This window comes from Streptococcus oralis, from assembly GCF_002386345.1.
Lineage (GTDB): Bacteria > Bacillota > Bacilli > Lactobacillales > Streptococcaceae > Streptococcus > Streptococcus oralis_S.
In genome coordinates this window covers 1421294-1443367 of record NZ_CP023507.1, presented here as the reverse complement: position 1 = coordinate 1443367, position 22074 = coordinate 1421294, and the positions used below count along the sequence as shown (strand labels likewise).

The 22074-nt window shown below is 39.4% G+C and carries 16 protein-coding genes and 1 pseudogene; 16 read left to right on the top strand and 1 reads right to left on the bottom strand.

The genetic code is table 11. The features are described 5' to 3' along the window. Positions 1–145: 145 nt before the first annotated feature. A complete protein-coding gene (locus CO686_RS07140) occupies positions 146–763 on the bottom strand; it encodes a TVP38/TMEM64 family protein (RefSeq protein WP_000076177.1) in 618 nt (205 codons plus the stop codon). A gap of 132 nt (positions 764–895) precedes the next feature. Here CO686_RS07140 and CO686_RS07135 point away from each other — a divergent pair, with 132 nt between their 5' ends. The 16 genes and pseudogenes from CO686_RS07135 to metE all read left to right on the top strand — a co-directional run bounded on the left by CO686_RS07135 (position 896) and on the right by metE (position 22062). Beyond that, entirely contained in the window at positions 896–3529 is a 2634-nt protein-coding gene (locus CO686_RS07135) for a DEAD/DEAH box helicase family protein (protein ID WP_096753665.1), read from the top strand. Between the two features lie 67 nt (positions 3530–3596). Further along, complete coding sequence (locus CO686_RS07130) at positions 3597–6590, top strand: type I restriction endonuclease subunit R (RefSeq protein WP_096753664.1); 2994 nt, start codon at positions 3597–3599, stop codon at positions 6588–6590. Between the two features lie 408 nt (positions 6591–6998). Further along, positions 6999–7214: a hypothetical protein gene (locus tag CO686_RS07125; protein WP_096753663.1), complete on the top strand. Its 216-nt coding sequence runs from the start codon at positions 6999–7001 to the stop codon at positions 7212–7214. Positions 7215–7239: 25 nt separating this feature from the next. Beyond that, entirely contained in the window at positions 7240–8001 is a 762-nt protein-coding gene (locus CO686_RS10350) for a DUF6261 family protein (RefSeq protein ID WP_172844176.1), read from the top strand. A gap of 124 nt (positions 8002–8125) precedes the next feature. Beyond that, positions 8126–11590 (top strand): YobI family P-loop NTPase, encoded by a 3465-nt coding sequence (locus CO686_RS07115; protein WP_096753662.1) that lies wholly within the window; start codon positions 8126–8128, stop codon positions 11588–11590. Beyond that, positions 11583–12833: a restriction endonuclease subunit S gene (locus CO686_RS07110; RefSeq protein ID WP_096753661.1), complete on the top strand. Its 1251-nt coding sequence runs from the start codon at positions 11583–11585 to the stop codon at positions 12831–12833. Before CO686_RS07115 ends, CO686_RS07110 begins: the two co-directional genes overlap by 8 nt. Positions 12834–12848: 15 nt before the next feature. After that, positions 12849–13724, top strand: a pseudogene (locus tag CO686_RS07105) (HAD family hydrolase); the annotation flags it as partial. 95 nt (positions 13725–13819) lie between these two features. After that, on the top strand, positions 13820–14575 hold the full coding sequence (locus CO686_RS07100) for a hypothetical protein (RefSeq protein WP_096753659.1): 756 nt from the start codon (positions 13820–13822) through the stop codon (positions 14573–14575). Between the two features lie 45 nt (positions 14576–14620). Continuing rightward, positions 14621–16222 carry a type I restriction-modification system subunit M gene (locus tag CO686_RS07095; protein ID WP_096753658.1) on the top strand — a complete coding sequence of 534 codons (1602 nt, stop codon included), beginning with the start codon at positions 14621–14623 and terminating at the stop codon, positions 16220–16222. Positions 16223–16353: 131 nt separating this feature from the next. Continuing rightward, on the top strand, positions 16354–16692 hold the full coding sequence (locus CO686_RS07090; protein ID WP_096753657.1) for a type II toxin-antitoxin system RelE/ParE family toxin: 339 nt from the start codon (positions 16354–16356) through the stop codon (positions 16690–16692). After that, positions 16685–17770, top strand: coding sequence for a HigA family addiction module antitoxin (locus CO686_RS07085; RefSeq protein ID WP_096753656.1), 1086 nt, complete (start codon positions 16685–16687; stop codon positions 17768–17770). Before CO686_RS07090 ends, CO686_RS07085 begins: the two co-directional genes overlap by 8 nt. Before the next feature lie 130 nt (positions 17771–17900). Then, positions 17901–18305 carry a YbgA family protein gene (locus tag CO686_RS07080; protein ID WP_096753655.1) on the top strand — a complete coding sequence of 135 codons (405 nt, stop codon included), beginning with the start codon at positions 17901–17903 and terminating at the stop codon, positions 18303–18305. After that, positions 18289–18654, top strand: a complete 366-nt coding sequence (locus CO686_RS07075; protein ID WP_049501081.1) for a TIGR02328 family protein — start codon at positions 18289–18291, stop codon at positions 18652–18654. The genes CO686_RS07080 and CO686_RS07075 overlap by 17 nt, the downstream gene beginning before the upstream one ends. Positions 18655–18810: 156 nt before the next feature. Then, a complete protein-coding gene (locus CO686_RS07070; RefSeq protein ID WP_042902787.1) occupies positions 18811–19176 on the top strand; it encodes a type II toxin-antitoxin system RelE/ParE family toxin in 366 nt (121 codons plus the stop codon). Continuing rightward, the gene (locus CO686_RS07065) at positions 19166–19459 is read left to right on the top strand and encodes a helix-turn-helix domain-containing protein (RefSeq protein ID WP_000797736.1); all 294 of its coding nucleotides are present in this window, start codon (positions 19166–19168) and stop codon (positions 19457–19459) included. The genes CO686_RS07070 and CO686_RS07065 overlap by 11 nt, the downstream gene beginning before the upstream one ends. A gap of 353 nt (positions 19460–19812) precedes the next feature. Then, complete coding sequence (gene metE / locus CO686_RS07060; RefSeq protein ID WP_096753654.1) at positions 19813–22062, top strand: 5-methyltetrahydropteroyltriglutamate--homocysteine S-methyltransferase; 2250 nt, start codon at positions 19813–19815, stop codon at positions 22060–22062. The last annotated feature ends 12 nt before the right edge of the window (positions 22063–22074 follow it).

Below are 22074 nucleotides of genomic sequence, written 5' to 3'. Positions count from 1 at the left end.
TCTCAAAGTTTCCGAACACCTGAAACCATTAGATTTCAGGTGTTTTTATCACGGCGGAAAGGCTAGGTAAATCCTCGCTTCACTATTGACAAATAGGCATGATTTCCATACCAAAGTATATTTAGTATCAGGCTATATTCTATCCTCAAAACATCTGCCAGAAGAAATCAATAATATAAGTCAAACCATAAGTATAAACCACTAGGGTAAAGGGCTTGGTCAAAACGATGATAATCATATAGCGCTTGAAGGTCATCTTGGTGAGGGCAGCCAGCATACAGAGAAAGTCAGCCGGGCTAACTGGCCAGATCATCATAAAGATAAAGAACCGCTCGAAACGATTGCCCTTATCTAGCCAACCGATATACTTGTCATAGGTGCGCTTGCTAACGACCGACTGAACAAAGGCAGCTCCGTAGAGGCGCACAAGGTAAAAGATAATGGCACAGCCAATCACGATGCCGATATAGTTATAGATAGTCCCGATGATGTGGCCGTAAATAAAGACCCCAGCCACTGAGGTCAAAGCTCCCGGAATGATCGGTACAACGGTTTGTAGAATCTGTAAAAAGATAAAGAGTGGTGGCCCCCAGACTCCAGCTTGCTGGATAAAGGCTGATAGGGTTTCCTTTGACTGTAACACTCCTGCCTGATAGGCCCAAATACAGAAAATCAAGGTACCGACTCCCCCGACGATAGATGAGATATTGATGACTTGCTGTAGAAGGGGAGAAACAGCTTTCATTTGCTTATCCTGTGACATGTAAACTCCTCATAGATAGTATGATTCTACTATACCATATTTTATGGAGAAAAACTATCTGGATTATCTGACTGGAGAAATAAGTGTGGTAAAATGAGAATAAGAAAATGACGGTATAGAATGAGGGGTATCATGTTAGGTTTAAACTTTAAAGGAAGCTGGCGCCAATATCAAAAACAGGTCTTGGATTGTTTTCAGGACTATCAAGCAGACGGTCATGTTCATCTAGTGGCCGCTCCAGGGTCTGGAAAGACAACCATTGGTATCGAGCTAATCGCTCGTTTTGGCAACCCAGCCCTCATCTTAGTTCCGACTGTCACCATTCGCGAACAATGGGTAGATAGGATCCAAACTGCTTTTCTAGAGGATGGTCAGAGGCTTTCAGACCTCGTTTCCCAAAACTTAAAGGAGATGAAGGCATTAACAATTGTGACCTATCAGGCTTTTCATAGTGCCATGAACCAACTGCAATCACAAGAAGATGGAGAAGCAGAGGATTTTGTGGGGTTTGATTTGTTTGCAAGCCTAAGAGCTCAGAAAGTTGCGACTCTTTGTTTGGACGAGTGCCACCACCTGCGCAATGAATGGTGGAAAAGTCTGGAAGTCTTTCGCAAGCAGTATGGACCGCTGAAACTCATCTCCCTGACAGCGACACCACCTTATGACAGTGAGCCTGAACTCTGGGAACGCTATATCCGTATGTGTGGGGAGATCGATCAAGAAATCACGGTACCTGAACTAGTCAAGGAAGACACTCTTTGCCCTCATCAGGATTTTGTCTATATGTGTTCACCAACAGCTGAAGAGTCGGAACGTCTCAAACAGTTTGAGGAGACTAAGTGGGACTATATTCATCACCTTATAGTCGATCCTGATTTTCAAACATTTGTAGCAGGGTCTAAGGTCCTCAAAGGGGATATATCATCTGATTTGCTCTTAGAAGATCCCAAGTACTTGTCAGCTATGTTGATTTATATGCATTCTCAGGGGTTAACGATTCCTTCCTCTTTGCAAAATTTACTGGGAACCCAGAAGCTTCCAGCATTGACCTCCTACTGGTTGGAGACGCTGTTGCAGAGCATACTCTATCTGACACCAGATTGGTATGAGGATCCAGATGGATATAAGAAAAAGTTAGAGGCTGACTTGAAGGCGCGTGGGTTGGTGGAAAAACGTCAGGTTTATCTAGTTAAGTCCAAGGCTTCTGACCAGCTTTTAACCCAATCTCTGGGGAAGTTGTCTGCCATTGCCGATATCTTCTTGACAGAGTATGAGAGTCTAGGTCAGGAACTGAGACAGTTAGTACTAGCTGACTATATTCGCAAGGATTTTGCCACCTATCTGGGAGATAATCAAGCAACCATTTCTCAGTTGGGGGTTCTCCCTTATTTTGAAAGCATTCGTCGAAAAGCTCAGGAGCAAGAGATAACTGTGTCTTTGGCTGTCTTGTCAGGTAGTGTCGTTATTTTGCCTACCGATGTGGCAGCAGAGTTGAAGGAACTCTTGCCTCAGGTTCCTCTTAGTTTCTCATCTATTGGTCACTTGGATCCAAAAGATTATGTGCAGGTTGGTTTTCCGAGCTCAGCTAAGGGAATCGTAGCGGCAGTGACGGAGCTTTTTCAACGAGGCCGGATTCAAGTCCTAGTCGGAACTAAATCTCTCCTTGGAGAGGGTTGGGATGCTCCTTGTGTTAATTCCCTAATCCTCGGAAGCTTTGTGGGGAGCTTTATGCTGAGTAACCAGATGCGAGGGCGTGCCATTCGTATCTGGTCGGGACATCCAGAAAAGACCAGCAACATCTGGCATCTGGTAGCCGTTCAAGCGCAAGCACTTATCACTCTTCCTGGTGAGGAGCCTAGACCAGAGAGCAATCAGGATCTGCAAACCTTGTCGCGACGGATGGAGCATTTTCTTGGATTGGCCTATAATCAGGAGAGTATTGAGACTGGTTTGGATCGTTTGGATTTTCCAAAGCCCCCTTTTAAGAAAAAGCAAATTAGTGAGTACAATGAGCGAGTTAAGAGTCTCTCCAAGGATCGAGCAGGCTTGAGACAAAAATGGCAGGATGCTCTTGTTGTAGCGGATCAGTTCGAGATAGTTACAGAAGTCGCAACTCAAAAACAGAAAATTCCAGTCATGCTCTTGCTTGATGCATTAAAATGGGTTCGCATGTCATTGCTCTTGTTGGCAGTGGATTTGTTGGTTTTGCTATTTAGACTGAGACTGATCGGTGTTTGGTGGCTTACAGCAGCCTGTCTCCTCTTTTTGGCCTTTGCATCTTGGCGTTACCTCCGCTATAAGAGTCCTTATAAACGATTGCAGTCTTTGGGTGAGCAGATCCGAAAGGCTCTGCTAGATTCGGGGCATCTAACGGATGATCAATCCCGTGTTCAGGTAGAGGAGGACAAAGAAAACTATATGGTTTTCGCCTATCTCAAGGGAGGAAGCATGAGGGACAAAGAATTGTTTGCTCAGACTGTGGGAGAGTTCTTTGCTCCAGTGGATAACCAGCGCTATCTCTTGAAGGCAGAGAAAGTCCTACAAGGTCAGTCACCTTACTATGTCGTGCCTAGTCTTTTTGATAAGCGCAAGGAAGAAGCACAGAAATTCCTCGACTTTCTGACGCCGACTATCGGACATTATCATCTCGTCTACACACGAACAGAGACCGGACGGAAAACTCTTCTCGAAGCTCGTATCAAAGCTCTCTCTAACAAAAATGACCGTATCTTGACTAAGAAGAAGGTTAAAAGTCAGTTGGAGTAGGAGCGTATGGGAAAATCCATCTGAAACATGATATAATATAGTAAAATTGTGCATTATAAAGGAGAGAATGATGCAAGTAAAACCAGAACTGGAGATAGAAAAACAACTGATCACCCAACTGGTAACTGGGGAAAGTCAATGGACTTATAGAGAAGACCTAAAAACAGAAGAACAATTATGGGACAATTTCTTTACTAAACTAGCCCAAAATAACGTTGCCCTGCTAGCAGATCATCCTTTGACTGAGCAGGAAAAACGCCAGATTCAAAATCAACTCAACTTTGTCAGCTACTATGATGCTGCCAAGTGGTTGGTCGGAGAAAATGGCATTGCCAAAGTCGAGGTTCAGAGAGAAGATGCCAGCTTAGGCACCATTCGTTTATCAGTTATCTGGCGAGACAATATCGCAGCTGGTAAGTCGAGCTATGAAGTAGTCAACCAAGTCGAGCGAGACAAGGCGTACCCTCAAGATCAAGACAGACGAATGGATGTGACTCTTCTGATTAATGGACTTCCTATGATTCACATTGAGCTCAAGAGTCCAGGAGTTGGATTTTTGAAAGCTTTTTATCAGATAGAAAAATACGACCGTGAAGGAAAGTTCCGAGGTATTTACTCAAGCTTGCAGATGTTTGTCGTGACCAATAAGGTTGACACTCGCTATATCGCTGCAGCCCGTGAAAATAAACTAAACAAACAGTTTCTGACCAAGTGGGTGGATAAGGACAACCGGCCTGTGACGGATCTGACCAGCTTTGCCCATGAGGTACTCTCCATACCGCGGGCCCATCAGATGGTCATGCAGTATTCAGTCATTGATGATAGCAAGAAAGCCCTGATCCTCCTGCGTCCTTATCAGATCCATGCCATTGAGGCAGTACAGGACGCTTCTCGTCGTCAAGAGTCGGGCTATATCTGGCACACGACAGGTTCAGGGAAGACCCTGACCTCTTACAAAGTAGCCCGCAATCTCTTGCAGATCCCTGCCATCCAAAAGACCATCTTTGTCGTCGATCGTAGAGATCTGGACCAGCAGACGACCTCATCCTTCCTCTCATACGCTGCCAACGATGTCATTGATATCGATGAGACGGATAATACTCACGAACTAGTCAAACGTCTAGGTGGCAATGACAAGCGCGTGGTAGTCACGACCATTCAGAAAATTGCGACCATGATGCGCAAGTTTGAAGAAGGCAAGTACCAGCGGGATGCTGGGAAGATCAAGGACCTGCGCGTGGCCTTTGTCGTGGATGAGTGCCACCGAGCTGTCACTCCACAAATGCAAAAGGAGATCAAGGCCTACTTCCGAAACTCTCTCTGGTACGGCTTTACAGGGACTCCGATCTTCAAGGAAAACAAACGAAAACAAGTGGGAGACTTGGCTCAAACAACCCACCAACAGTATGGCGAACGCCTGCATGAATACACAGTTAAGGAAGCCATCCATGATGGAGCAGTTCTCGGCTTTAAGGTGGATTATCGAAATACCATCATCTCTGATATGCTGGAGGAGGAGATTCCTGATAGTGCTTATGAGGACAAGGAACACATGCTAGAAGTCCTGGATGCTATCCTTAATAAGAGCCAGCAACAGCTCAATATCCCTAAAGGAGTTGGAAAAAGCTATGACGCTATTTTGACGGTCAAGTCTATCCCACAAGCACAGGCTTATTATAATCTGCTCAAGAGTATCATGGCTGGCAAGGAACGGGTCAAAGTCTCCGAGCGGGTCAAACGCCATTTACCGGATTTTCCAAAGTTTACCATCACTTACTCAGTGTCTGAAAATGAGGAAGAGTCTATCGGTTACCAAGACCATATGAAGCAGGTTATGGAGGACTATAACCAAGAGTTTGATACTCACTTTACAATGGCGGATCTTCGTGGCTTTAACACAGATGTCAATAACCGCCTTGCTCGAAAACAGGATAAGTATCTCTATCGCAAGGAGCAGTTGGACTTGGTTATTGTGGTCAATCGTCTCTTAACAGGATTTGATGCCCCTTGTCTATCGACCCTCTTTATCGATCGTAAACCAATGCAACCGCAGGACTTAATTCAGGCATTTAGTCGTACCAACCGTATCTTTGATTCTAGTAAATCCTATGGTCATATCATCACCTTCCAAAAACCTCTAGCCTTTAAGGAAGCGGTGGACAATGCCCTCAAGCTCTACTCAAATGGTGGAGAAAACGAGGTCCTAGCCCCTAGCTGGGAAGAGGAAAAGAGGAACTTTTTACGGAGTTGTAGTGATTTCCAAAATCTCATCACCGATGATCCTGAGCAAGGACTCCAAATCGAGCAAATCTCTACACCTGAATTGAGAAAACTCGCCAAGGCTTATCAATCCTTTGATAAATACTTGGCATCTATCCGCGTTTATAAAGAGTATGATGAAGAAGAAATCTACGCTCAGACAGGACTAAGCGCAGAAGAATTGGAAACCTATCTTGGCTTCTATCAGAACATCCTAGCTGAATTAAAAAGCCGAAGAGATGATGGTAGTGAGGATGGGGAGCCCCTTGATATTCACTATGAACTAGAGTCTATCCAAGTGGATGAGATCAACTATGCCTATATCCTAACCTTAATCCAAAGCCTGATCGAGCAAGGCCAGAGTCAAGAAAAGAACCTAAGCGCTCAAGATAGAGAGGCAGTGAATAGCTATATTGAGAGCCTTGAGAAGACCAATCCAAACCTTGCCCAGATCATCTCAGAGCTTTGGCAAGAAGTACAGGACAAGCCAGAAAGCTATCGCGGTCAGTCCATTGCCAATATCTTGGATCAGATGATCGAGGCGGTTATCCAGCAACATATCCAAGTCTTTAGCAAACGTTGGTATGTCGGAGAGGATGAACTCCGTTACTATGTCGAGCACTACCGCAAGGGAGTCAAGAAACAACTAGGAGAGAGCCAGCTGACCAAGAGCCAGCGCTATCAAGATTATAAGATAGAAGTGGCAGATGCCCTTAATCCCCTCCTCTATAAAAAACAAATCAAGGAGTCTTGTAAGCAACTTGTCGAAGAAGTCATTGAGCCACTCAGAGTGGGGAGATAGTCCTTCTAAGTTTCGAAGACATAGACTTCCTAAAGTTTACATGCATTCTAAACTTAGAATAATAAGAAATACATAAATTTATTAGCATTCTAAGCTTCAGATAGTCTATCTGAGAAGGTTTTGGGGTCTTCGAGCTTTCGAATAATCATCTTTCCTAAAGTTTAGATGTATTCTAAAGCTAGAAAAGTTAAAATCTAAAAATAGTAAGAGTCTCTATCTGACAGACGGAGTGTATGTCTAGTCAGATAGGGATTTTCTATTTCTGAAATGACTGATTTATTCTATAAAAGTAAAAAATAGCCAAAAAAAGTGCTGTTGGGATGATAAAGTAGACAGTTGAGCGGATGAGTGTTCTAAGTTCTTTGCTATTTGTTAGAATTGTCTTATCAACTTAAAGGAGAAAATCTGATGAAGAAAGATAAAGAAAATGAGGAGAGTATGCTATCGACACTTCCTTTGTGGGGGCTCATATTGTTGTTCTGTGTTTTGTTTCAAGTCTTTGTATCTAAGGATAGACCTTTGATTCAACCTGATAGACAAGGAAGCATTGTAAAAACAGACCAAAAACAGGTCTATCTTCCAGAACTAATCCAGTCTTTATTTGATAAAGAAAAAACTAAATGATTCGTTAAATAGAAAGGTTATCATCATGCCAAAAACATTTACCATCCGTCCGCTAAGCTACACCAACTTTATCAACCGCGAGTTTGAAAGTCTCATGGTAGATACGGGTCAACTACTAGAAGTTTTTGCCAAGGCACATAAGGACGAGCCTATGTATGGCAAGCATCTCGATTCCTTCAAGAGCCAGCTAGCAGACTTCCAAGCCCAACTTGCTATCGTGGAAAAGAAAGAGGCGACAAACCTGACCGAAGTCGACCGCAATCGTGACAGTGCCCTAGTCGGCCTCTTTACCCTTCATCGGGGCTTTGCTAAGATCAAGGAGACCAAACTCAAAGAAGCCCATGAGACTTTGAAACCAGTCTTTGCCAAGTACAAGGACATCACCAAGCATAGCAATGATGTGGAAACGGCAGAAATCAAGAGTTTAATCAAAACGCTCAACGAAGACCCCTATCACACGGCAGTAAACAGCCTAGGACTGACACCTATGCTGACGGCGGTAATCAGTGCGCAGGAGGAGTATGATAAGGTGGAAAGTCAGGCGCGTGCGCATAAGTCTGCCAAGGAAGTAGGTAAGACCAGACAAGTCCGTACCGAACTAACCAGCATCTACGACCTCTTTATGCGCTATACCGTAGCTAGTGCAGAAGCCTATCCAGAAAAAGAACACCTGACCAAACTCCTCAAGGACCTGAACACAATCCGAGATAGTAAACGTCGATTGAGTGGTTCAGGTAAGAAGGATAAGAAAGTGAAAGTAGAAGAAGTGACACAAGTGGCAGGATAAATACAACCCCTTAGGAATTGATTTCTAAGGGGCTATTTTGTGTATAAAAGCTTTATATACTCAGTAAGAATTGATATAATGGTATTAGTTTAAACATATAGTAATTATTGGGAGAGATAAATTAATGGAAAGAGAATATAAATTTCGAGCACTTACTTCAAATAAAGATGTTGAAATAAAGCCAGTAACACTAAAAGCACTTCAGTTTGCGATTGATGAGAATTCTGAAGTAACAAATGTAGCTATCACAGGAAATTACGGAGCTGGCAAAAGTAGTATCGTTGAGAGTTTTGAGAGGGAATGTACAGATAAAAAATTCATTCATATTTCTTTGGGGCAATATGATGAAATAAAAAGTAGTGAAAAAAATGGACTTGATAAGCGTGAAATTAATACAATTGAAGGGAAAATAATCAATCAATTGCTTCATCAAATAAATCCTAACAAAATAAGGAAATCCATTTTTAAAACTCTTGATGCTGAATCACAGATCAACCCCCTCAATATTACACTATACCTAAGTTTAACAATACTATTATCTTTGTATCTTTTTAATATTTCTTCATGGAGTGAATTGGTTCATAACTTTTGTTGGTTATCTTGGACTACGAAACCTATTATTTCCCTTCTTGTACTAATAATTTTATTTGTTTTAATTGTATATGGAATTTATTTTTTACTGAAGCTACAAAAAGATTTTGGTTTTATCAAAAAATTATCCTTAAAGGCAGAAAAATTTGAAACTGATATTGAAATCTTCTCAAATGAAAGTTCAAGGGTATCTTATTTTGATCGCTATTTAGATGATGTACTTTATTTGTTTAAGCAATCTGAAGCGGATGTTATAGTATTTGAAGATATTGAACGTTTTAATGATTCTAGAATTTTTGAAAAATTGAAGGAACTAAATATAATTATTAATAGAAATCGAAAGGCAAATCACAAACGTAAACTGGTATTCTTCTATCTTGTAAAGGATGATTTATTTGAATCACAAGAGAGAACGAAGTTTTTTGATTTTATTATTCCGATAGTTCCTGTCGTAACTGCTTCGAATTCACATATAAAACTAAACGAAATATTAAAAGAAATGGGGGAAGATGAATATTTTGATGAAGTCTTTCTTCTGAATGTCGCTTTATATCTTGACGATATGAGATTAATCAATAATATTTGTAATGAATATTTGACTTATAAAGAGACATTAGACTTTGAAATTAACCCTCATAAACTATTTTCTTTAATAGTTTATAAGAATATTTTTCCAAAAGACTTTTCTCTTTTACAAAGAAATCAAGGAGATTTATTAAAAAAACTCAATGTCCGAGAAGAACTGTTATTCTATACAAATGAAGAAACTAATATTGATCCACAAGATGATATCGTTACATTTTTTATCAATAATGATTATATTGATAAAAATTATAGGAATTATCTGTCATATTTTTATGGTGATGGATTGCTAGAAGATGATAAAAAATTTATAAAAAATGTTAATTCTTATATAGTAAATAGTCGCACCATAGAGCTCACCAATTTTAATGAAATTGTTAAGCGAATAGCATTAGATAATTATAAACTGAAATATGTGTTAAATTATAGTTTTTTTGAATTCTTGTTAAATCCAACAAGTGGTGGGGCATATGACCGACAGCTTAAATATATATTTAATCAAGAAGATATCCTAAACTTTATTACTGAATTTTATAAGACCTTAGATAGAGTTGATAAATTAAAAGTTGTAATTTTCAAAGAAGACATTATTGAAACATTCTTAAAAAAATGGTTAGAATATAATTCGCTATCGTTTATAACTTGCATAAATAATAAGAAAGAATACAAAGTTAATTCAAGTATAATCCTATCCTTGCTATCCTTGGTTGACTTAGAAGAAACTGATTATAAAAATAATACAGTTGAAGATGCATTAAGTATTTATTTGCAAGAACATCAAGAGCTCTTCTGTCAAAATGAGTATAGAAATATAGATTTAGTGAAGAAGAATCTAAGGTGGCTTAAGATTAGATTAAAAGGTTTTTTATCTGCTAAAGACAGTTATAATAGAGAAATAATTGATTTTATTTATAATAATCAGTTATATGGCATTCAAAAAGAAACGTTAGAGTTTTTTACACGATTTTACTTAGGCGATACTATCAATGATTCAGAGTTTAAGCACAAAAACTTTGAAATGATTCATGAACATAGCGAACTATATCCTATCCGCGACTATTGTCTATCATATAGAGCCGAATTCTTAGACTATGTTTGGATGTATATTAAACTGTCAGAAAATAAAATGCTTGATAAACCTAAATATATTGAAAAACTATTAAACGAAAATATCGTATTTGAAAATAAAGGAATGAATCTAAACTTTGAACCATTCAAAGATTCAGCGGCAGAAAAAATAATTGCTAGTATTCCAAAGTTTTATATTACATATACAGAAGATAAATTTAATAAACTATCTAATGAAAATCGAGAATTACTAGTAAAAAATCTTGTTCAGACTAAAAAAGCAGAAGTGAATACTGAAATTGTTTTAGACTATTTTAGTCAAAATGAGGAAGAGGATAATTTATTAGTAGATTTCATAAACCAGAATGGTAATTTTGAACTTGATAAGAGGATATATCTAAAATTAGATAAGGAATTACAAGAAAAATTTGTATATTTTGTTTTAGAAGAGTCGAACATGAATAAAAATATCAGAATTAGATTAGTGAAAGAAATAGGATATCCTTATTATGAAACATTTAATGAAATTGATGAAGATGATAATCAGATGGAACATCTCATAAAATATAAATTGATAGATTTTAATGAAGATAATCTTGAGTTTATACGTCAGAAATATCCAAAACATTTAGCCTCCTTTATTAGGATGAATAAATTTGATTATTTAAATACTGCAAAAGATATTCGTGATGAAGAACAAATTAGAGAATTGCTAGAGAATCTGTATCTATCTGAAAAATATAGAGCAGAAATATTAGTGTTTCTTTTAGATAATAATTTTAATAAGTACGACTTTTACAATTTAATAAATCAAAATAGCTATGATTCGTTAGATGTGACGCTTCAAAATAAAATACAAAAAATAGTTAAAAAATATATAAGACAATTTATAGCATTAGATGAAAATGAAATTAGCGTTCCATTGTATGAATCTATCCTAAATTCGAATGATGTTTTACTTGAACATAAGAAAGAACTACTCAAAAAATTAATTTCTGATTCGGAAAGTCAAATAGAAGTAGATAAGCTCACTTTCCTAGGCGATTATTTAGATTTATTAGAATTACCGGATATCATGCAAATCTTGAAGGAACAAATAGATGATGACATCTACACTGAATGGAAAGTGGCCTTTGAAAAATTAAATGAGAATGAAGGTAACGGAGGGAATGGTAATCAGGAGTCTAAGGTATCGTATTCTGAGTTTAACGAGAAACTTCTGGATTACTTAAAGAAAAGGAAGTTTATTTCTAAAAAGTCTAGACGCGAAAATTCTGTATTAAGGATATTTGGACTTAGAAGTAAGCAAATCGATTTTAAAGATAGTTCGGGAGAAATTAATGAGTAAAAATAGTATTCCTCAAATTAGATTTCAAGGATTTGATTCTTGGTGGGAAACGATAAAATTGACAGATTTAGGTATATCTGTGGGAGGAACAGCCATTGAAAGCGAATTTGATCTAGATGGGAAATATAAGGTAATTAGCATTGGTTCGTATTCAGAAGAAGGTAAATATAAGGACCAAGGAATTAGAGTAAAATATAGTAAGAAAACGGAGAGAAGGATTTTAGAAAAAGATGATTTAACAATGATTTTAAATGACAAAACTAGTACAGGTAAGATTATTGGAAGAGTTCTATTAATTGATGAAGATAATAGTTATGTTTACAATCAGCGCACACAAAGAATTTGTTTAGATAAAAATAAATATGTTCCAGATTTTATTTTTCAATTACTAAATGCTGATATTAACCGTAATAAAATCGTAAGAAGTGCTCAGGGGAACACACAAATTTATGTGAATTGGTCAGATATATCCAATTTAGACTATTTAATACCAGATTCATTTGACGAACAATCCGCCATTGGCATCCTTTTCCGCACCCTCGACGACCTTTTGTCTAGCTACAAGGATAATCTTGCTAACTACCAATCTCTTAAGACGACCATGCTCTCCAAGATGTTTCCCAAAGCTGGACAGACAGTGCCAGAGATTCGTTTAGATGGATTTGAGAGCGAGTGGGAATTATATGAACTTAAATCAAGGGCTGAAACTATAACTAAGGGAACCACACCGAAAGATAAAAGCTGGCAAGGGGAAGTAAACTATATTAAAACCGAAAGTATAAATAGAGATACTGGTAGTTTGGTCCGGACAGCCTCTACAAGTTTAGAAGAACATTTAGGATACCTAAAACGTTCTATACTTAAAGAGGGTGATGTATTGTTTTCAATTGTCGGTACTCTTGGGGTAGTTGGGATAGTTGATAAAAAAGATTTACCTGCAAATACAAATCAGCAAATTGCAATTATTAGATTGAAGAGTGACGATGCGATTTTTATGTTGAATTTTTTGAAAAGTCCAAGAATAAAGTCTTTTATCAAAAGTGATTCAACAATTGGAGCACAACCCTCGCTTTCTTTATGGCAGATAGAGAAAATAAAGGTATCACTTCCTCCTTCACTCGAAGAACAACAAGCCATCGGCGCCTATTTCTCAAACCTCGATAACCTCATCAACTCACACCAAGAAAAAATTTCTCAGCTTGAAACACTGAAAAAGAAACTCTTGCAGGATATGTTTATTTAAAAGGAGTGCAGTAAAATGTCAAAAGTAAAATCAGAAACTCTAAAGAAAGAAGAAAAACCTGTAGTAGCTATCTGCTATGATTTTGATAAAACGCTGTCTCCTGATGATATGCAAGCCCAAGGGTTTATACAGAAGCTCGGGTATGAAATCAGTGAATTTTGGAAGAAATCCAATGGTTTTGCCAAGGCTAATAATATGGACAAGAACCTTGCCTATATGTTTACGATGAAAACAGAATCTGAAGGGACAGTCCTATTTACAAAGACAGAGTTAGCTAAGTTTGGTTCAGAGGTAGAACTATTCCCAGGAGTCGAAGACTGGTTTGAGCGTATTCGAAAATATGGTGAAGAAAACGGAGTTATTGTAGAGCATTACATCATTTCATCTGGTTTGAAAGAAATGATAGAGGGGACTTCAATAGCTAAAAATGGTGCTTTTAAGAAAATTTATGCAACTTCTTTTTATTGTGATGAAAAGGGTGTCGCGGTCTGGCCTGCTCAAGTTGTTAACTACACCAATAAGACTCAATTTCTTTTTAGAATTACCAAAGGTATTTTAGATGTTAATGACGATGCGGTGAATGATTTTTTTGCTGAAAGTGATTTACGAGTTCCTTTTAGAAATATGGTCTATTTAGGGGATAGTGATACAGATATTCCATGTATGAAGCTAGTCAAAACAAGAGGTGGCTACTCTATCGGTGTATTCAATCCAAAAACGAATGATAGAACTAAAGTCCACAAAATGACTCAGGATAATCGTATTGATTATTTTGTTCCAGCGGATTACTCAGAAAATACAGAACTTGATAAACTAATCAAAACGATTATTAAAAAGACGGCTTATAATGAATTGTTAGAAAACAAGAAAAATGCTGATAAACTGGAAGCGGTTTTAGAAAGTCAAAACTAAGGTAATTGTTTACTAAATAAAAGAATACCGATTAAGGTTTATCGACGCTAGTATATATACATAAAGGAGTTGCCATGGTATCTGTAACACAACGTATCAAAGAAATTAACCAACCTCGAGGTGGTTATCTGCCTATCAAGTTATTTTCAGTAGAGCAGTTCGAAGACCACAGAATTCTGCATCCTGTAGAGTCTGTATCTCCAAGTTTAGTGGGGATTTGTGTGGACTACTTGACACGCTTTATGAAAGGGACAGAAGCCCGTGATGCTTTCATAATTTCTCTCATGGGAGCTCATAGGGTTAACATGGGAGACCTAGCAGAAGCACTTCTTGATTTGGTGACAGGATTGGACGATTTATCGATAGAAAGTGCGTGTCGTTTGGTTTCTTTTGATGTCGTTTTTCGTGCGGGGATCAAGTATTATAAGCCATTTGAGGAAATTTCAGTGGATGCCGAAACGATAGAGAATATTCGTATCATGGTGGAGCGAAGTCTTTGCTTTTTCGACCTCTATGGTCCTTTGGTAAAGGATGGCTTTAACTTTTTGGGAGGCTATACAGAAACGATTGATAAGGGTGATGGAGATTTTCTGACCAAGGATACACTGTGGGATTTTAAGGTGACTAAAACAGCTCCTAATAAAGACCATACACTACAAGTCCTTGTATACTATATCATGGGCTTACATTCCTATGATCCTGACTTCCTTTCTATCGAAAATCTTGGATTTTATAATCCTCGAAAAAATATCGTTTATCAACTTCCAGTTTCCTCTATTCCTTTAGATTTGATTCAAACGATTGAGAATGAAGTGATTTGTTATAAATGATTGCTTGTTTAAAAAAATTAATTGCAAAACTTAGAAAGAAACACTATGGAAACAACACAAACTTCCCAGTCGCTCTACCAAGCCCTGTGGAACTCAGCGGATGTTCTCCGCTCCAAGATGGATGCTAACGACTATAAGTCCTATCTCTTGGGCATGGTCTTTTACAAGTATCTATCAGATAAGATGCTCTTTTTCGTGGCGGAGACCATGGAAGAGGGGACAGATAGTCTTGAGACTGCCCTTGAGGTCTATCGCAACTACTATGAGGATGCGGACACTCACGAGGATCTTCTTGCAGTCATGAAGGACGAACTCAACTATAGTATCAAGCCTGACCTGACCTTTACGGCTCTGGTAGCACGTGTTAATGAGGGGACTTTCCAGCTGGAAGATCTGGCTCAGGGTTTTCGAGATATCGAGCAGAGTGACGACCTCTATGAAAATCTTTTTGAAGATATCGATCTCTACTCTAAAAAGCTAGGGGCGACTCCGCAAAAGCAAAACCAAACGGTAGCAGCGGTTATGAAAGAGTTGGCTGTGCTAGATGTGGCTGGTCATGCAGGCGATATGTTGGGGGATGCCTATGAGTATCTGATTGGACAGTTTGCAACAGACTCTGGGAAAAAGGCTGGTGAGTTCTATACTCCTCAGCCTGTTGCTAAGCTCATGACGCAGATTGCCTTTTTGGGTCGTGAGGACCAGCAAGGCTTTACCATCTATGATGCGACCATGGGATCTGGCTCTCTCTTGCTCAATGCCAAGAAATACTCTCATAAACCGCAAACGGTTGTCTACTTCGGTCAGGAGCTCAATACCTCGACCTATAACTTGGCTCGGATGAACATGATTCTACACGGTGTTCCAGTTGAGAATCAATTTCTCCACAATGCTGATACACTAGACGAAGACTGGCCGACACAAGAGCCGACCAACTTTGATGGGGTTCTCATGAACCCTCCATACTCTGCCAAGTGGTCAGCAAGCTCTGGCTTCCTGAATGATCCTCGTTTCTCTCCTTTTGGGAAACTAGCACCTCAGTCCAAGGCTGACTTTGCCTTCCTTTTACATGGTTACTACCATCTCAAGCAAGATAATGGAGTTATGGCTATCGTCCTTCCTCACGGTGTTCTTTTCCGTGGAAATGCAGAAGGGACCATTCGTAAGGCCTTGCTAGAAGAAGGGGCCATTGACACGGTTATCGGTCTACCAGCCAATATCTTCTTTAATACCAGCATTCCGACCACGGTCATCATTCTCAAAAAGAACCGTACCAATCGTGATGTCTACTTTATCGATGCTTCTAAGGAGTTTGATAAGGGGAAAAACCAAAATATCATGACGGATGCCCATATCGAGAAGATTCTGGAGGCCTACAAGTCTCGTGAGGAGATTGATAAGTTTGCCCATCTGGCAAGCTATGAAGAAATTGTCGAAAATGACTACAACCTCAATATCCCTCGCTATGTAGACACCTTTGAGGAAGAAGAAGTCGAGCCGCTGACAGAAATCGTCAGCAAGATTAATGAGACAAATGAAGCAATCCAAAACCAAACAGCTTCATTGCTTGAAATGCTCGGTCAACTCCACGGAACCACACCAGAAGCCGATGCCGAGCTCAAAGAGTTTTTGAAAAACTTTAAAGGGTAATGGAGAAACAGTTAGATACATCTATCAGATTTAAAATCCCAGCCAAATCAACCTTTGGCTGGCTTTTATTATTTATTTATGTTATAATTAAATTACCTAAATGGTAATTTGAAATAAACAGAAAGGGATTTATGAAGCTTATCTATACAAACAAAACTGTTGAAAAGCAGTGCACAGAGCTGAGGCGGGCGAAAAAAGATTTTTCGGATAAAATTGCTGTAAAGTTGCATCAGTTGATCAACTTTTTGGAAGCGGCGGATTCTTTGGCTAGTGTGACAGCTTTTCCTAAATATCACTTTCACCAACTTAAGGGAAAGAGACAGGGACAGTTTGCTTTAGATATAGATGGTCGAAGGAGTTCCTATCGGTTGATTGTGGAATTTCGTGAAGAGGATTTAGAAAAGGTATTTCCAAATCCCGTTGAAATCGAAATCCTAAAAATAGAGGAGGTCAGCAATCACTATGAGTAATAAAATTGTTGAATACAAAGACCTGATTGCTTTTCATCCAGGTCAGTATGTTGAAGAGTTGATTGAAGATTATAACGTAACGCAGAAAGAATTTGCGGAGCGTTTGGGAGTTTCGGCAAAGACTGTCAGTAAACTGGTCAATGCAGAGGAGTCTATTAGTAAGGAAACGGCTCATAAGTTAGCCAAGCTAAGCGGAGTTTCTATGCAAACCTGGCTCAATCTTCAAAATGCTTATGATGTAAAAGTTGCAGAGATTGTAGAACAAAAAGAGCTAGAAGAAGGTAGCGAGAAAGAAATCTGTGATCTGATTGATTTCAAGTATTTCAAGGAAAAAGGCTACGTTCCAGACAAACGCTATAGTTTGAAGGAAAAGATTGTCGAGCTTCGCAAGATTCTCGGTATGGCAAGTTTAGAAAATCTTACATCTTTTAACTATCTAGTCAGCTATCGGAATACGCGTGAGTTTACGACTAAAAGTATAGTGAACTCGAATATTATGCTGGAGTTGGCGTCTAAAAAAGCGCGTGATAAAACGATAACTAAGTTAAATCGCAGAAAGCTAGAGAGAAGCCTGCCTGCCTTGAGAAAGTTGACGAGACAGGACTCAGAAGTTTTTCCTCAACGCTTGTATGATATCTTGCTAGACTGTGGTGTTGTCCTAGTCGGTCTACCTGCTTTGCCAAATGCCAATTTGAATGGAGCGACTAAAAAGTTCAGTAATGGTAGTGCCTTGCTTTTACTCACGGATCGAAACAAAGCATCCGATATTTTCTGGTTCTCACTTTTTCATGAGATTGGACACATTCTGGAGAATGATTTTTCATCTGATGAGGGAAACAGTGAGTCCTATCTTCGTTCTGAGGAACAGGCAGACCAGTTTGCAAAAAATTTCTTGATTAGACCAGAAGATTATCAAGCTTTTGTCAAAAAAGGAAACTTTGATAAGACGGATATCATATGTTTTGCGGAGGAAATCGATATTCATCCTAGCGTTGTTTTAGGCAGATTACAAAATGAGGGTATTCTAGGGTTTGACCGTTTCAGAGAACTAAAAGAGAATTATTACTTTGTTTCTTGAATCTATGGAAATTTGTAGAAGATGAAAAAAGATTCATACAGTCAGTTGTGTGAAGTCATTAATTCGCTCATTTTTAAGGTACAACTTTGTTTCCATATTCGCTGGAAACGGATAGAAAACAAGGAGAAAGATGGAACAAACTAACCAAAAATCCCAGTGCCAACAACTCTGGGCTAGGAACAAATATCTCGTTTTGAGTCATTCCAGCAATATTTACAATGAGATTCGCCAATACTTGAAGAATGAACAGGTGGAGGTAAGTCATGTTCAAGAACTGATCGACCGTGCCTGTCAAATCCCTGAGCATAGAGGTCAAGTTTGCAATGCTTTTCAGCATATTTGGGGCTATTTCAAAAAGAAAGCGACAGATGTTGAGCGTAAGGACTATCTGCTCTTGCTGGATCGCTACCGCTTTGGTCAGGTTTCCAAGGAAGACTTGATCGTTAAAACTCGAGACTTGCTTGAACTCTATCCCAATACCTACTTGCAACATTCAACGTTACTGAAAGGAGACGCCCATGAGACTTTGGCATGAGGCCTTGATTTCACAACTTCCCCGTCCTCAACTTTTGGGGCAACATCGAGAGTGCTGCGCCCTGCGTGGCAATGGTTGGGGCAAAAAACATGCGACTGTGGACTATGTCTTTACTCACTCGCCCTATCATCTCTATGCTTATCATCGCTTGATTATGGAGGAAATGGTTGGCCGTGGCTACAATGTCAGTCCAGAATGGCTGGACAAGAACTACCGTGGCAAAATTTGCCCAGCTTATGAAGACTTGCCTGAGGAAAAGTTGGACAATCCCATCTATAGTGAGCATGATGCAGAATACTATGAGGAGTGCATGGCTAATCTCCGAGAGAAAGGCATTGAGTTGGTGTAAGAGTCAGGAATAGCTCCACATTATAACTCTTCTCAAAATTTTTTCGAATAATAAAAATGAGACCTTTAGAATGATTCTAAGGTCTTCTTTTTATGGGTATTAGGATTTACTTTTAATAACTTTTAAGTTATAATTAAATTGAAAAGAGGTTGCTTGGTGCATACAATTTACTTCTATAAGGACAAAAATGGAAATGAGCCAGTCTTAGATTATATGAGAGAATTGGCTAGAAAGAAGAGTAAGGACAGTCGCATCAAACTCAATAAACTAAACGACTATATCGAGTTGCTTAGTCAGCATGGGACTAGAACTGGTGAACCCTATATCAAACATTTGGAAGATGAGATTTGGGAACTACGACCTCTTAAGGATAGGATTTTATTTGTAGCATGGGTTGATGGGAGTTTTGTTCTTTTACATCATTTTGTTAAAAAGACTCAGAAAACTCCTAGGAGAGAGATTGATAAAGCCAAGCGTGAACTGAAAGACATAAAAGAAAGAGGGTTAAGTGATGAAGAATAGTGCTATTGGAAGTAATTGGAAAGATATCCGATCTGAACTCTTTACCAAGGAGGAAATCCTTGAAAGTGATATGCGAGTGGCTATCATGAGTGAGTTGATAGAAGCTAGACATGAGCAAGGTATTAGTCAGAAAAAGCTAGAAGAACTCAGTGGAGTAAGCCAGCCTGTCATAGCTAGAATGGAAACAGGAAAGACCAGTCCTCAGTTGGATACAGTCTTGAAAGTCTTAGCCAGTTTAGGAAAGACACTAGCAGTCGTCCCACTTGAACAGGAAAAAAGTTGATAGAGATGAGATTACTTGGTTGGCTAAAATCATCCACAGAACAATTTTACCTCCCGTCCGCACTTTTTCAGGGAAATATCAAAATTACCAAAGGATAACTAACCTATAGTCTTTTCTAATAGCATGCCATAGTCACTGATGAGAATCGTCAATAGCTCGTTTGAGCATTCTAACTAAAATACAGCAATAAAACAAGCAATACAAAGGATTTGAGACACTGGTCTCAAGTCTTTTTCTCTTGTTCAAAAAAGTGATATAGTTTCAAACTATATCAAAGCCTAATTATTTACAATTATACAGACAGTTTCTTTTCTGTTAAGATAGTTTCAACAACAAATTTTGGAGGACACATCATGTCAACTACGATCATCGGTTTCCCTCGTTTGGGCGAATTCCGCGAATTAAAATTTACAACTGAAAAATACTTTAGAAAAGAAATCTCAGAAGAAGAACTCTTGGCTGTGGCTAAAGAATTGCGTGCTAAACACTGGAACATTGTCAAAGAAAAAGGCATCACTGAAATCCCATCAAACGACTTTTCTCACTATGACAACTTCCTAGACGCGGCTTTCCTCTTCAACGTGGTGCCAGCTTCTGTTCAAAACTTGGAATTGTCAGACCTTGAGCGTTACTTTGCTTTGGCGCGTGGTTACCAAGGTGAAAAAGGGGATGTTCGTGCCCTTCCGATGAAGAAATGGTTCAACACCAACTACCACTACATCGTGCCTAAATTTGAAAAAGACACTCAAGTAAAATTGGCTGGTCACAAGATTTTTGATGAGTTCCAAGAAGCCAAAGAACTTGGATTGAACACTCGTCCTGTTCTTGTAGGTCCATTCACTTTCCTTCAATTGTCAGACTTTGAAGAAGGCGTGAAAGCAGAAGACTTCGTAGACAGCTTAGTAGCTGCTTACCAAGAAGTTTTTGCTAAATTGGCGGAGCTTGGTGCAACTCGCATCCAACTCGACGAAGCAGCTCTTGTCAAAGATTTGACAGCTGAAGAAAAAGCTCTCTTCTTGAACCTCTACAACAAACTCTTGGCTGATAAAAAAGGTCTTGAAGTCTTGCTTCAAACTTACTTCGGTGACGTTCGTGACGTTTATGCTGACCTTGTAAAATTGCCAGTAGATGCTATCGGTCTTGACTTCGTTGAAGGTAAGAAAACGCTTGAACTTGTGAAAGGTGGTTTCCCAGCTGACAAGACTCTCTATGCTGGTATCGTCAATGGTAAGAACATCTGGCGCAATAATTACGAAAAGAGCTTGGCTGTTCTTGAGCAAATTCCAGCTGAAAACATTGTCTTGACAAGCTCATGCTCACTTCTTCATGTGCCATTTACAACCGCTAATGAAGAATTTGAACCAGCTATCTTGAACCACTTTGCCTTTGCAGTTGAAAAATTGGATGAGATCCGTGATTTGGATGCTATCCGCAACGGTCAAGGTGAACAAGCTCTTGCAGCAAACAAAGAACTCTTTGCGACTGAGCGTGTGGGTGAAAATACTGAACTTCGTGCCCGTATTGCTGGCTTGACAGACGCAGACTACACTCGTTTGCCAGCCTTTGCAGAACGTGAAGCGATCCAAGAAGAAACTTTCAAACTTCCAGCACTTCCAACAACAACCATCGGTTCATTCCCTCAAACTAAGGAAGTTCGTGCTAAACGTTTGGCCTTCCGTAAGGGTGAGTTGTCAGCAGAAGACTATGACAAGTTCTTGGCAGAGCAAATCGACGAATGGATCAAATGGCAAGAAGAAGTTGGATTTGACGTGCTTGTTCACGGTGAATTTGAGCGTAATGACATGGTTGAGTACTTCGGCCAAAACTTGTCAGGTTACCTCTTCTCTAAGAATGGTTGGGTACAATCATACGGTATGCGTGGGGTGAAACCACCAATCATCTGGGGTGATGTAACTCGTCTCAACCCAATCACTGTCAAATGGTCTAGCTACGCACAAAGCCGTACAGACAAGCCTGTCAAAGGTATGTTGACTGGACCTGTGACCATCCTTAACTGGTCATTCCCACGTGAAGACATCTCTATCAAGGACTCAACTCTTCAAATCGCTCTTGCTATCAAGGATGAAGTTCTTGACCTTGAAGCTGCTGGCGTGAAAATCATCCAAATCGACGAAGCTGCTCTTCGTGAGAAATTGCCACTCCGTCGTAGCGACTGGTACGAAGACTACCTTGACTGGGCTATTCCTGCCTTCCGCTTGGTACACTCAACAGTAGCGCCAGACACTCAAATCCACACTCACATGTGTTACTCAGAATTTACAGATATCATCCCAGCTATCGACAACATGGATGCGGACGTTATTTCCTTTGAAGCAAGCCGTTCAAACCTTGAAATCTTGGACGAACTCAAAGCGAAAAACTTCCAAACAGAAGTGGGACCTGGGGTTTACGATATCCACTCTCCACGTGTACCAAATGAAGGCGAAATCGACCACACAATCGATGCTATTCTTGCCAAAGTTCCAAGCAAGAAAGTGTGGATCAACCCTGACTGTGGTTTGAAAACACGTGGTATTCCAGAAACAAAAGAAAGCTTGATCCGCCTTGTCGAAGCAGCAAAAGCTGCGCGTGAGAAATTGTAAGATAGAATTTCT